Source organism: Paenibacillus glycanilyticus, from assembly GCF_030161375.1.
Lineage (GTDB): Bacteria > Bacillota > Bacilli > Paenibacillales > Paenibacillaceae > Pristimantibacillus > Pristimantibacillus glycanilyticus_B.
The window spans coordinates 287,280-300,567 of record NZ_BSSQ01000005.1 but is presented as its reverse complement, the minus strand read 5'-3'; the positions used below and the strand labels follow the sequence as shown (position 1 = coordinate 300,567).

At 50.2% G+C, this 13,288-nt stretch carries 14 protein-coding genes; 13 read left to right on the top strand and 1 reads right to left on the bottom strand.

Translation table 11 applies throughout. The annotated features are described in order from the left end of the window. Positions 1 to 32: 32 nt before the first annotated feature. The 6 genes from QQK89_RS07170 (at position 33) to QQK89_RS07145 (ending at position 3,613) form a co-directional block, all read left to right on the top strand. On the top strand, positions 33 to 320 hold the full coding sequence (locus QQK89_RS07170; RefSeq protein ID WP_284237824.1) for a nucleoside-diphosphate sugar epimerase: 288 nt from the start codon (positions 33 to 35) through the stop codon (positions 318 to 320). A gap of 25 nt (positions 321 to 345) precedes the next feature. Then, complete coding sequence (locus QQK89_RS07165; RefSeq protein WP_284237823.1) at positions 346 to 681, top strand: restriction endonuclease subunit S; 336 nt, start codon at positions 346 to 348, stop codon at positions 679 to 681. Beyond that, complete coding sequence (locus QQK89_RS07160) at positions 678 to 986, top strand: hypothetical protein (RefSeq protein ID WP_284237821.1); 309 nt, start codon at positions 678 to 680, stop codon at positions 984 to 986. Before QQK89_RS07165 ends, QQK89_RS07160 begins: the two co-directional genes overlap by 4 nt. A 1-nt stretch (position 987) precedes the next feature. After that, positions 988 to 1,272 carry a hypothetical protein gene (locus tag QQK89_RS07155; RefSeq protein WP_284237820.1) on the top strand — a complete coding sequence of 95 codons (285 nt, stop codon included), beginning with the start codon at positions 988 to 990 and terminating at the stop codon, positions 1,270 to 1,272. A gap of 118 nt (positions 1,273 to 1,390) precedes the next feature. Then, positions 1,391 to 2,491: a CgeB family protein gene (locus QQK89_RS07150; protein ID WP_284237819.1), complete on the top strand. Its 1,101-nt coding sequence runs from the start codon at positions 1,391 to 1,393 to the stop codon at positions 2,489 to 2,491. A 9-nt stretch (positions 2,492 to 2,500) separates the two neighbouring features. After that, entirely contained in the window at positions 2,501 to 3,613 is a 1,113-nt protein-coding gene (locus QQK89_RS07145) for a CgeB family protein (protein ID WP_284237817.1), read from the top strand. Positions 3,614 to 3,624: 11 nt separating this feature from the next. On the opposite strand, the gene QQK89_RS07140 is transcribed toward QQK89_RS07145, so the two are convergent. After that, a complete protein-coding gene (locus QQK89_RS07140; protein ID WP_284237816.1) occupies positions 3,625 to 4,614 on the bottom strand; it encodes a ketoacyl-ACP synthase III in 990 nt (329 codons plus the stop codon). 169 nt (positions 4,615 to 4,783) lie between these two features. Here QQK89_RS07140 and QQK89_RS07135 point away from each other — a divergent pair, with 169 nt between their 5' ends. The 7 genes from QQK89_RS07135 (at position 4,784) to QQK89_RS07105 (ending at position 13,265) form a co-directional block, all read left to right on the top strand. Further along, positions 4,784 to 5,650 carry a YhcN/YlaJ family sporulation lipoprotein gene (locus QQK89_RS07135; RefSeq protein ID WP_284237815.1) on the top strand — a complete coding sequence of 289 codons (867 nt, stop codon included), beginning with the start codon at positions 4,784 to 4,786 and terminating at the stop codon, positions 5,648 to 5,650. 193 nt (positions 5,651 to 5,843) lie between these two features. Then, positions 5,844 to 6,068 (top strand): helix-turn-helix domain-containing protein, encoded by a 225-nt coding sequence (locus tag QQK89_RS07130; RefSeq protein ID WP_006040330.1) that lies wholly within the window; start codon positions 5,844 to 5,846, stop codon positions 6,066 to 6,068. A 399-nt stretch (positions 6,069 to 6,467) separates the two neighbouring features. Further along, the gene (locus QQK89_RS07125; protein WP_284237812.1) at positions 6,468 to 8,066 is read left to right on the top strand and encodes a response regulator; all 1,599 of its coding nucleotides are present in this window, start codon (positions 6,468 to 6,470) and stop codon (positions 8,064 to 8,066) included. Next, on the top strand, positions 8,063 to 9,838 hold the full coding sequence (locus QQK89_RS07120; RefSeq protein ID WP_284237810.1) for a cache domain-containing sensor histidine kinase: 1,776 nt from the start codon (positions 8,063 to 8,065) through the stop codon (positions 9,836 to 9,838). The genes QQK89_RS07125 and QQK89_RS07120 overlap by 4 nt, the downstream gene beginning before the upstream one ends. Before the next feature lie 119 nt (positions 9,839 to 9,957). Further along, positions 9,958 to 11,394 (top strand): ABC transporter substrate-binding protein, encoded by a 1,437-nt coding sequence (locus QQK89_RS07115; RefSeq protein ID WP_284237809.1) that lies wholly within the window; start codon positions 9,958 to 9,960, stop codon positions 11,392 to 11,394. A 90-nt stretch (positions 11,395 to 11,484) separates the two neighbouring features. Continuing rightward, entirely contained in the window at positions 11,485 to 12,435 is a 951-nt protein-coding gene (locus tag QQK89_RS07110) for a carbohydrate ABC transporter permease (protein WP_284237808.1), read from the top strand. Continuing rightward, positions 12,435 to 13,265 carry a carbohydrate ABC transporter permease gene (locus QQK89_RS07105; protein ID WP_284237807.1) on the top strand — a complete coding sequence of 277 codons (831 nt, stop codon included), beginning with the start codon at positions 12,435 to 12,437 and terminating at the stop codon, positions 13,263 to 13,265. Before QQK89_RS07110 ends, QQK89_RS07105 begins: the two co-directional genes overlap by 1 nt. Positions 13,266 to 13,288: the final 23 nt, after the last annotated feature.

Genomic DNA, 13,288 nt, shown 5'->3' with positions numbered 1-13,288 from the left:
AGACGTATATGGCTGCAAAGGAGGGACTGGTGTTGCAGCAGATCGTAAACGAAATTATTGAACATTTATCCCATTCCCATCAACAAATGGCCCGTATGATCGATTCCAAGCGCCATGTTGTTGTTCGGATGGCTGAAGTTGTGAAGACCATCCCGGACAACAATCCGAATTTCGGCGGTACGGATGGGCTGCTCACAAGCACGCAATCCCTGCTTGGCGGAATTGTCTCCTATTTATCAACCATAGCGGAATTGCAAGAGACGCTTGCAGCGCAGCTGACGTTTACCGTTCGCGAGCTTCGCCTCGAGGAAGAAGAGTGAACGGCCTGAAGGAGGATGTTTGTTTATGAATCGGGAGCAGGCCTATATGCGCATGCTTGGCGCTACGGCCAATATGCAGTGGAATATCGCCTTAATGCTGGAAGCCAAAGCGGAGGAAGCGGAAAAAGCGCGGAATTGGATATGCAATCATATTACGGAGGCATCCTTCCTTGGTGATCAAACGCAGATGAAGCAAACGGCTCAAATCAACGAGCAGGTAATCGAAGTATTGGACGGCGTAAACAAAATGAGCCAAGGGATTCTTTCCGTCATGAGATCCGTGCTGCCTAAATCAGGCGAAGCCGGAGGTAATGAAGGGGATGACGAAGAAATGCTGTTCGGCATGGGTGATATGAATTGAGCACAATCACTCAAACGGAGCGGGAAGTTAAACTCGAGCTTCTGTCTTCCTTGGCGAGAAGCCAGACCGCGCTTGCCCGTATTCTGGACAGCATAGCCGATGTGTCGGGGGCTTCCCCGGCGCTGGCCCAAAGCATTGCCGAAAATGTGGAGTTACTGACAACGATGCAAAAATATATAGCGGAATCCGTAACGGGACTGACCATGCGCCGGAAGTATAGGAAGCTTGGCAGTCCCGGCACGCCATGGCTGAATGCCACAATCAGCGGATTAAGAAGGAAACGTCCACGCAAAGGAGGCGTTTGATATGAAGAAGAAAAGCACTACCGCAGCCAAACGGAAAACCAAACGCAAGCCTTATGCCCGTACAAAACGCAAATTAAGCGGGGCTAAGAAGTCAGCTGGCAAGAAGAGCGGCAAGGGCTCCCTGCTTCGCCGGAAAAAGTCGGTCAGAAAAAGAAGAAAAAGCGCAAGTTATGATCCGATCAGCTATGATAACGGTTTTAACCAAGCCTATAATGACGGCTATAATTCCGGATTTGCCAAAGGTTTCGAAGATGGGCATCAGATTGCTTATGAGACGCAGGTCTAACGGCTTTAACTTTCAATAGAGGGCTTAGCTTCTGCCTTGTTCATGCCCAAGCTGGACAAAACAGGAATAAGGCTCTTTTTTTGTATAACTACTACAATCGGGCAGGTGACGGGGAATTGTGAACACGGGAGCAGCAGCGTCCTTCCAGTTGGGTAAACAGCAGGGACATTCGGCCGGCTTCCACGCAGGATGGCGGGACGGAGCTTGTGAGTGGGCAAAGACGGCTCTCTTGACTCCATTGCCGGAAGTGGTGCCTCTGCGTGTGTTGTATATACCGCAAGGCTCATTGGGTTTCGACGCTATTGATTCAGGCATCGTCTTGGCGCTCCAAAAATGCGTCAGCGAGGTGCATGTTGGCGTGCAAGAGGGCTTGCTTCAGCAGGTCACGGCTATTCAGCCCGATATTGTACTGGTGCTGAATGGATTATATACGTTTCCGCCGGATCATCTCGAACATATTGCGGCTATCCGCGCCATGGGAATCAAGACGGTCATTTGGTTTGTCGATGATCCGTACATGACGGCGCAAACGATTCAGATTGCCCCTCATTATGAGGTTGTATTAACGCATGAACGGGGCACGGTAGAGCTGTATCGGCAGCATGGCTGCCTCCAGGTGCATCATTTGCCGCTAGCCGTAAATGATACGGTCTTCGGGTCATTCCGGGCGGAGAAGCAATACCAATATGATATTTGTTTTATCGGAGTTGCTTTCTGGAACAGGGTGGAGCTCATTGATTCGATCGCAGAGCAATTGTCGCGCCGGAAGGTGTTTATTGCCGGGGGACATTGGGACCGCTTGAAAAATCATCATTTGCTGAAACCGTCCATCCATATGGACAGCGTCCTCCCGGAGATGGCAGCCCATTATTATAACGGCTCCAAAATCGTCATCAATATGCACCGCTCGGACATTCCCGGCCCGGACAATCCGAATATGCTGCAAATGCCGGGTTTATCGGTTAACCCGAGAACGTATGACGTATCGGCTTGCGCTACGCTTCAGCTAACCGATATTCGGGAGGATTTGGCTACGCAATACCGTCCCGGGCACGAGATTGAGACGTATGGCAGCGCGCAAGAACTAGTTGCGAAACTGGATTATTATTTGTCCCATGAAGAAGAACGGCTTCGAATCGCGATGAGAGGCATGTACCGGACATTGCGCCATCATACGATGACGTCGCGGATTGCAACGCTTGTCAATTTATTGAGGTAGGAGTGACGAATGATGGCCCCAGGACTCAAGAGGAAAACAAGCGAGGAGGCTGGACGGGCGGCCAGATATCAGCTGGGATGGGATCACGGATACTGGTATGGGTTATGCGAAGAGGCAATCAGCCGGGTTCCTCAAAACAATAAAGTATGGCCGATTCATGCGATGTTTGTGGAGACCGGCAAAGGGTTTCCTTATTCGCCGATCGATCAAGCGGTTAGAGAAACGTTAACGGCGATGGTTCAACGGTTAACCGTAGTCAATTCCACGCAGCCGGTTGCCGAGATTGCGGCAGCTGATCCTCCGGACATTGTTATCGTGCTCGATGGCCTTCAGTTTGACGTCGGTCAAGTAGTGGCCTTGAAGGAAAAAGGGATCCGAACAGCCATATGGCTGACGGATGACCCCTATTATACGGACATTACCACGCAGCTTGTTCCTCATTACGACACCGTGTTTACGTTGGAGCGCAATACGATTGATTATTACAAGCAGCTGGGATGCCAGAATGTCCATTACTTGCCGTTTTGTTTTCATCCGGCCCAATACAAGCCGATTAACCCTGACCGTTCCAATCGCAAGGAGATTACGTTTATCGGTTCGGCCTATTTGAACCGGGTCCAATATTTCAATGAGTTAACGCCGTATCTGGCAGAGAAAAATACGTTGATTTCCGGCATATGGTGGGATCGTTTGTCCCGTTATGAACTGCTCCGCTCCAAGATCAAGCTTAATCATTGGATGGGGCCGGAAGAAACGGCCTTGACGTACAATGCTTCCAAGATCGTCATCAACATGCACCGTGCTCATGACGATGCTTTGTATAACAGCAACAGAATCGGACTGACGGCTGTCTCGCCGAATCCGCGCACTTTCGAGATCGCGGCATGCGCCGTACTGCAGGTATGCGATACGCGCGACGACCTCGCATCCTTTTTTACGCCCGGACAGGAAATCGTCACTTATTCTTCGCCTGCGGAACTAATCGAGAAGCTGGACTACTACCTGAAGCACGATCAGGAACGGAAACAAATCGCGCTTCGCGGCATGTACCGGGCTTACCGGGACCATACGTATTCCAACCGTCTTCATATGATGATGTCCGTATTATTCCCGTTTCTGTGAGCCATCATGAATCATATGGACCAGCGAAGCAAAACGCCGGATTGGGTTAGTCCTCCGCCAAAGCCGTAGAGCAGCAGCACATGTCCCGGCAATACCCTGCCGTCCCGGACAGCGGCATCAAGAGCAAGCGGAATCGAAGCTGCGGACGTATTCCCGTAATGCTCAATGCTCGACAATGCTTGCTGCTCGCTTATGCCGGTCCGTTCGCATAACGCGTCAATGATGCGTTGATTCGCATTGTGCGGAACGAACCAGTTGATCTGCTCCGGCGTATACCCGCTGTCTCTTAGCAATCCGGCAATTCCTTCGGATACTTGGCTAAGCGCCCATTTATAAACTTCCCGTCCATTTTGGACAATCCGGCTCGTTGTATCGATATCCGCCGCATTTATTGAAGTGGACAAGCCGCTCCGGTAAACATGATGACCGCCCGATCCGTCGGTGTGAGCGGACATCGCCAAAATATCGCCTTCCGCCCCGGCTTCCATCAAGAAAGCGCCGGCTCCGTCACCAAACAAGATGCAGGTCGTGCGATCTTCGTAGTTGGTAACTTTGGATAACGTTTCTCCGCCGATAACCAGAATTTTGCGGTAAACACCGGAGAGGAGAAGCCCGTTCGCTAGTTGGATGGCCGAAGTGAAACCGGCACATGCCGCCTGAATATCGATTGCTCCGCATTTCCGAATGCCAAGCGCAGCCTGTACTTGCGCGGCAACGCTTGGGATCACATTATCCGGCGTGGAGGTTGCGACAATAACATAATCCACGTCCTCAAGCTGGACGCCGTAACGTTGCTGCATATCACGCGCGGCCCGGACGCACAAATCGCTCGTGAACTGATGGTCCGCGGCAATTCGGCGTTCCCGGATACCGGTGCGCTGCACAATCCATTCGTCCGACGTCTCAACAAGCTGTTCCAAATCCGCGTTGGAAAGAATTTTCTCGGGCGTATAAGTGCCGATGGCGGTAATAACCGCATTGGATTGCAATAGTTTTTCCATGATAACCAGCTCCTTGCGTTTATAATTTAGCACCAGGTACTAATACTTGATAATAAATTACTTAACTTGAATGGATTTGTCAAGCCGATTGTCGGATAGCTTCGCCGTAACCGAGCACAATAAAGGACGGGTCAAAGCTTAAACTTACGAATGGAGGAGTGGCCAGCTCATGAACAACAAATTCATTCTTCTTACTGCAAGTGTGGCTTTAGCAACGACGTTAGCAGGATGCGCCGCCAATCAGGGGGATATCGGCAACAAAAATATTCGTCCCAACAGCGTGCGTTACGATGCTAACGGAAATATGATCCGCAATTTCTCGGCGCCAGGCACGATAACGGACAAACGTTTCGCGAATGACCAAATGAACGAAATGAACCGTGTCAATGGCCGCCGCCTCAACAGCAACAATATCGTGGGCAGTCATAAAAATTATAAGATGGAAATGAGCGAAGAAATCGCCAACAAGCTTGTTGCCATGAATACGGTCAAAACCGCCAATGTCATGCTTACCGACAATAATGCTTATGTTGCCGTATCTTTTGAAGATCATACGCGCGGCTTAAGCGCCAAGAGCTACAGCCGCACGAACATGAGCAGTCCGATTACCGATACGAACCGTCACATGAACGGAACGTATGGTTCGGCCGGCAAATACGGCATGAACGGCATGAACGGAACCTACGGCATGAACGGCACGATGGGCGGATATGACACGAATGGCCATAACGGCAGCATGCGCGGTCTCAGCATGACGAATTCCGGCGAAAGCCAGCTAACCGACAAAATCAAAAGCGATATTGCCGCCGAAGTAAAGCGTATCCATCCTTCCGTTAAGAACGTTTACGTTTCGGCCAACCCGGATTTCGTAGACCGGATGAACGGCTATATGGGCGATGTGCGTCTTGGCCACCCGATTCAAGGGTTTGTGTCCGAATTCAACGCGATGGTCGAGCGCATTTTCCCGGCTAACGTTACAAAGCTGAATTCTCCAGACACGAAGCATACGACCCCTTATATTTATGATCACCGTTAAAAAGTAATACGAAGCATGGGCTGTCCCCAGAGGTCGTTGGATTGACCGAGGAGACAGCCCTATTTCTTTAAGATTATAAGCGCCCATTTTCCTTACATACAGCACCATTGCTATAGCCGATTCATACTATAATTTGACTGTATCCCTTAACCTTGTTAAACCATAAAAACCCGAGCAAGGAGGGGTGACAAACTTGAAGGGTAGCGACCATAAAAGCAAGTTTTTATTAACGCATCGCGAACGCGAGGTATTTGAGCTGTTGGTGCAGGATAAGACTACAAGAGATATAGCGCAGCAATTATTTATCAGCGAGAAAACCGTCCGCAACCATATTTCCAATGTCATGCAAAAATTGAACGTTAAAGGTCGTTCGCAAGCGGTTGTCGAGCTGATCAAGCTTGGGGAGTTGCAAATCTAACATCCCATACTCGATTCGGGCTGTTTCCTAGTTCCCCGTTCCTATATTTGGAACGGGGTTTTACTTGTTGTTTTAAATTTCGACAAAGTTCTTTAATCTTAGACTAAGGTTCATTCGATACAATCATATGCATCAACCCCACAGTTGATACCATTTCTAGGACAGGCCCGCTTCCGCAAGCGGGCCCTTTTTTTATATACCCTCCTGCCCTTATGTCCTAGTCCTTCCTTCCGCCATTTCTGTTCCTTCAGATTCATTTCCCTCACGATTCTTCATTCCCAAATTGAGCATGATGATCCAGTTGTAAATTTTTCTCAAATGACTATCCCCCTATTCAAGCGCTTTGGTGCGTAGTACTGTAATAACCAAAGAGAGCGAGAGACGGGGGAGGACTGCACCATGAAAATATTGATCGTTGACGATGAGCCTCGGCATTTAAGAGGGATGGCCGGCATGATCGGCTCCATGCGTCCGGACGCAGCTGTGATGACGGCTAAAGACGGCGCGGCTGCGCTTGACCTTGTTCGTGCGGAGAGGCCCGATGTTGTGCTGAGCGATATTCAAATGCCCAATTTGGATGGGCTCGCTTTTCTCCAGAAGCTGCAAGAAGAGGCCATTGAGGTCAAGGTCGTAATGGTATCGGCTTATAATCTGTTCGAATATGCCCAGACTGCCATCCGCCATGGCGCCTATGATTATTTGCTGAAGCCCGTAGATATGGACAAAGTGGAATCGTTGCTGGCGCGGCTCGAGCAGCAGCTTGCGTCGGAAGCGAAGGAAAGAGGCGAATCCGCCGGTATGAAGCATAAGCTGGAGCAGGCATCTTCCGCTTACCGGGACAAGCTGCTTCATCAATGGCTGATCGGCGAGCTTTCGGGAGACCAAGGCGAAGAGCTTCAGGAATACCCGCTGCTAGAGCAGCTGGATGTTCTCATGCTTACAGAGATCAGGCGGGCAGAGCCGGAGGATGCCGACTTGCCGCCATTAATGACGGTTCTGTCCGAACAGCTTCAAGTACTGGCGGAGATCCATGGACAAGCCTGCGTATTTCCTTTGCAGACCATACAACAGGGAGAGAGACTCATTACGGCGTTGAAGTTCAGCGAGTTGTCAGATCAATCGGCAATAGCCCTTGAGCATGAGCTAAGAGAGCAAACGCAAACGCGTTCCGGCCGCATTCTACACGGCATTGCCTGCCGAACGGATTCGGAAGACATTCCTGCTATGTATCGGCGGGCAGAGAAAGCGCTGCATTATGCTTTTCACGAGGAGTGGCAAGGAGTGGTCCGCGCGGAAGAGCTGGAAGGCAATGAGCCGAAGGAGACGTTGTATTTGCTCGACGGCGAGTTGTTGTTCGAAGCTCTTCAAGACCCTTCCTTCTCAAAAGTCGAAGCGATGTGCCGCGAAGCCTTCAAGAGCCTTGCAGCCGGAGGTTATACAGAACCAAGGCTCCTTCATAATTATGCGGCCTTAACATTAATCAAGCTCAAGAGCCGGACCTCGGGCATTATTGATCAGCAGGTTGGAACCGTTCTCACCGAAGCGGCCTCCGAGCGGATTCCTGCTTGCGGAACGGGCAGAGAACTCATGGAGCAGCTGCTATGCGGTTTGACAACGGTTCACCGCGCCTTATCCGAACGGAAGCAGGGCACCGGCGACGCAGCCGTCGAGCAGTGCTTAAGCTGGATTCAATCCCATTATAGCGAGGATCTGACGCTGGAGACGGCAGCGGAACGGTTTCACTTCAATCCGTCTTATTTCAGCACCTTGATTAAGGGGCGCACGGGGCGTTCGTTCTCCGATCATCTTACGGAAGCCCGGATGAGGGAAGCGAAAGCGCTCCTTGCAGCCGGGAAGCTGAAAATATACGAGATCGCGGAGCGGTGCGGCTACCGGGATACGAAGTATTTCACCCGGATATTTAAGAAGCAGGTCGGCTTGTCTCCGGAAGCATTCAAGCACACGGCACGATCATTAACCGGAGGAGATTCCCTATGACATTCAGGAAAAGGCTGCTGCTTAGCTATCTGACGCTGATTGCGCTGCCGCTGCTAGTGCTCAGTACCTTGTTTTACCGAACAAGTCTTCATGTAGTGACCGAGCAGGCGCAACAAAACGTGTATGACGTTGTCATGAAAAACAATGATGTCATCGACACGAAGCTTGGCATAGCCGATCAGAACAGCCGGGCTTTGTTTGTAGACAAGGACTTATTTCAAATCTTCAACAATCTGAATCCGTCTGACGAAGCGGCGCTGGTCGCGGCGGACCGCCAGGTTACCGCAATATTAAGCAAGTATTTCTCCCTCAACGAGGATGTCTATTCGGCGCAGCTGTGGACTTCTTATTACAGCTTCGGAAGTTCCGTGCAAATGCCGCTTGGCGATCCTGCGCAATCGGCGATTTACAAGGAAGCGGTTAAGGCGGGAGGGAAGATGGTCTGGTATCCGACGTATGATTTCATCAAGATGTTTGATCAGCCGTGGCTGGAAGACGGGACAATCGATTTCCGGTATTTGTTCTCGGCAACAAGGCTGCTCAATTTCTCCCATATGGAAGACAGCTCGCTAATGGGGCTGAAGCCGGAGGTTGAACGTCCGGTATTGACGATCAGCTTTAAATCCACCGTGATGGACAAGCTGTTCGAGAAAAGCATTCCGGCCGGCTCCTCCTACATGGTGCTGAACCCGGACAATATTGTGGTCGCTTCAAGCGACAAGACGAGAGTAACCAAATCCTACGATGCGGATTGGTTGGAGCAGTTGCGGGACAAGACTAGCGGTACGGCGCGGATTAAGATCGATGGCCACAATCAGATCGTCAGTTATGCCCGCTCGGAGATTACGGGCTGGATGTCTATCGTCGTTACGCCGCAATCCGTACTTGTAGCCAGTCTTGTACCGGTCATCCGCACTTCAACGGTCGTGACGGCGATTGTACTGAGCGTTATTGCCTTATTGTTCGCTTATTTCATCCTTAGCCGCATGACCGGCCCGATCAAAAAGCTGATGGGCGCCATGCGTTCGGTTGGAGAAGGGGACTTCGGGACTCATGTCGAGATTACCAGGCAAGATGAATTCGGGTTGCTCTCGCAGCGGTTCAACCGGATGAACGACCGGATTGCCATGCTGGTGAAAGAAAATTACGAGATTAAGCTGAAGGAGAAAGAAGCGGAGATTCATGCTTTGAACATGCAGATGAATCCTCATTTTTTATACAACACGTTAAACATCATGAATTGGACAGCGCTTGAGAATAACCAGAAGGAACTCAGCAAGATGCTCGTCTGCCTCTCCAATATGCTTCATTATACGTCCAGGAAGGACTGGGGAGCGGTTCATCTGTCCGAAGAGCTGGAATGGATGAGAAATTATTTCTACATCATGTCAGCCAGGTTCGAAGGCAAGTTCACGGTGAATTACGAGATCGAACCGGCTTTGTACGAGAATAAATTACCGAGGCTATTGTTCCAGCCTTTTGTGGAAAATGCCATATTGCATGGCTTCAGCGGCATGGAGGAAGGCGGAGTGATCACGATCCGGGGTTGGATTGAAGAGGGCAACCGGTATTTCGAAATCCGCGATAACGGGCGGGGAATCAGCAAAGACGGCATAGATACGATTCTGTATGAAGAATCGGCATCCGTCGGCATTAAAAATACGATCTCCCGCATTCGGATGGCTTATGGCGACGAATATGGCATCCGTATTCATTCCACGCCGGGCAAGGGAACGAGCATTATGATTTGTTTGCCTCACAAGACCCAATAAAAGTCCACCATTCTAGAAATGCTCGGGTTTTGTAAGCGTTATCTATCCTCTACAATAAAGACATTCATAGACTGCAGCTATGATCCATGAGGATGGAAATAAGAGAGGGGCTCGAAATAATGATTATGAATCGAAAAAAATACGCTTCTGCATTTATGGTTACGATTCTGTCGGCCGTGCTTGTCATGTCCGGCTGTAGTAAGTCTGATGTTTCTAATGGAAATTCCTCATCCAATAACAAGAATACCGCTGCTGAAGGCACGACCGGCAAAGATTCCGGCAGCGGCGAGAAAATCAAGCTGAAATTGACCGGCTGGGGTTCGCCGGAAGAAGTAGCGGCTTACAAGTTCGCTATTCAGAAATTCGAAGATGCGCATCCGAACGTTACGGTTGATTTTCAGGCGATCTCGGCTGGCGATTACGATACGAAGCTGACAACGATGGTTGCCGGCAACGACGCGCCGGATGTAGCGATGATGGAATCGGCAACAATTGCTTTTCCGCTCGCTGAAGAAGGGAAGTTCTTGAACCTGCAGGATTTCTTGGCGAAAGACCAGGAGCTGACGCTTGAATCCATCGTGCCTAACATCACTTATTCGCTTACGCCGGGTACGGTCATCGGTATTGGTCCAGGACCGGAAACGTTTGGTCTGTTCTACAACGAAGATGTATTCAAAGAAGCAGGCATCGAACCGCCTCCTTCCGATGTTTCCAAAGCATGGACTTGGGACCAGTTCGTTGAAGTTGCCAAAAAACTGACCATCGACAACAAGGGACGCAATGCTGAAGATCCAAGCTTTGACCCTAAAAATATTAAACAATTCGGTATCAACCTGCCAACATGGTGGGGAGCGTACAGTAACTTTATCTACTCCAACGGTGGAGATTTCCTCTCGCCTGACGGTAAAACCTTTGCTCTGAATCAACCGGAAGCCGTTGAAGTAATTCAGAAAATGGCCGACCTGATCAACGTTCATCACGTTGCTCCGTCACCGCTGCAATCGAAAAACATTCCGGGTACAAACGTAGCGCTTCAAACGAAAAAAGTAGCTATGGCGATTGACGGACAATGGGCAACCGCAGGTCTTGCGCAATCCAAATTCAATTACAACGTAGGTGTTCTGCCGATCATGAAACAGCCGGTAACAACCGTTGTAGCAGGTATGTTCTCCATCTTCAAATCGTCGAAACATCCGCAAGAATCGTGGGAGCTGCTGAAAGCTTTGCTTAATCCGGATGCCGCGATTGACGTATTGAAAGCCGGAACATGGATGCCGGCTCCGAAAGACTGGTACACCGACTCCGAGAAGCTGGCGAAGTGGACGGCCGATCTGCCTTCCCGTCCATCCGGCTATCAAGGCGCCATCATTGACATGTTGCTTAATCACAGCCATCCAACACCAACGGCTTATGTGAAAAACTTCAACAAAATTATGGATGTCGTGAACCCTGCTCTCGATAAAGTGTGGCTGGGCAAACAGACGGCCCAAGAGGCGCTTGATGCGGTTGCCGCAAAAGCGCAGCAGCAAGTTCAAGGCCGGCGCGACGTGAAGTAAGCTGTCCGCAAATAGCGGATAACAGGAGAGGACAGCGCTTCTTAGAACATTAAGGACGTTGTCCTCTGCTATAGACAGGAGGGAAACGGCGTGGAGATTTCGGCAAAGACAGGACAGTCTGCCAAGACAGCACCGCAGAAAAAAAGCTCCATCAGGGAGCGCAGGGCGCTGTTCTACGGTCTGCTCTTTACATCGCCGGCGATTCTCGGTTTCATCATTTATACTTTAGGGCCGATGATCGCCAGCTTTTATCTCAGCTTAACGGATTACAATGTGTTCAAGGATAAGACCAGCTTTATCGGTCTGGACAACTATATCAAGCTGTTTAGCGGTGAAGATGAACTGTTCTACAAATCGCTGGGCACGACCTTTTATTTTGTTGTCCTTCGCGTGCCGGCCGTCATTATTATTTCGTTTTTCCTGGCGATTCTGCTCAATATGAATTTGAAGGGCCGTTCCCTGTTCCGCACGATTATCTATTTGCCAAGCATTGTTCCGGCGGTAGCTTCTTCCATGATTTGGATGTGGCTGATGAACCCGGATCTGGGGCTGCTGAATACCGCTTTGAATTGGCTTCATTTGCCAACGAGCAACTGGCTGTTTGGCGAAGGCAGCGTTATTCCTTCGATCGTGCTGACGACGTTATGGGGAATTGGCGGGACCGTTATTATTTTCTTGGCCGGCTTGTCCGGGGTACCTAAATCGTATTACGAAGCAATTGACGTGGATGGCGGCGGCTGGTACAGCAAGTTGCGCCATATTACGGTTCCGATGCTGACGCCAACGATCTTCTTCAACACGATTATGACGATTATCGGTTCCTTCCAAGTGTTCAGCGAGGCTTATATTCTAACGCAGGGCGGACCTAACGACAGATCTTTGTTCTTCGTGTTCTACCTGTGGCGGACCGCGTTCCGCGATACGGAAATGGGCTATGCGTCCGCGCTGGCATGGGTATTGTTCATTATCATTATGATCTTTACCGTCTTTATCTTTAAGACCTCGAAATCTTGGGTGCATTATGAGGGGGAACGACAATAATGAGAGAATCCAGGCTGAAGCTTACGGCCGGGTTTACCGCCCTGCTGATCGTTTCCGCGATGTTTATCGTACCGTTTCTGTGGCTGTTGCGCAGCTCCGTGATGGATTTGTCCCAAATCTTCATCATGCCTCCGCAATGGATTCCAAAGCCTTTTCACTTTGAAAACTTCAAGGATGCCATGACGGTTGTGCCGTTTGGAACCTTCTTCAAAAATACACTTATTATCGTAGTTGGCGTTCTAATCGGGACGGTCGTATCCAGTACGATCGCCGCGTTTGGCTTCTCCCGCATCAAGTGGAAGGGCCGGGATACGATATTCGCCATCCTGATGTCCGCCATGATGCTGCCGGCTGCCGTTACGTTGATTCCAAGCTTTATCGGCTGGAAAGAGCTTGGCTTCTACGACACGTTCTACCCGCTGATCCTACCGTCGTATTTCGGCGGCGGCATCTTCAACATCTTCCTGCTTCGCCAATTCTATATGTCGATTCCGCAGGACTTTGACGAAGCGGCTGTCGTGGATGGAGCAACGTATTTCCAGATCTATTGGCGGATCCTGCTTCCGCTTAGCCGTTCGGCTGTCATCGTAGTTGCGCTCTTTACGTTCCTTGCTTCTTGGAATGATTTCATGGGGCCGCTCATTTACTTGAAGAGCGATAGCCGCTTTACGCTTGCGCTTGGTTTGCAAATGTTCCAGGGCAGCTATAACGCGCAGTGGGACTTGCTCATGGCCGCGTCAACGGCTGTTGTACTGCCATGCGTTATTGTGTTCTTGATCGGTCAGCGGTTCTTCCTTGAGGGCATTACGCTGACGGGGCTTAAAGGGTAATGAAGTAATTTTTAGGAGGTAAA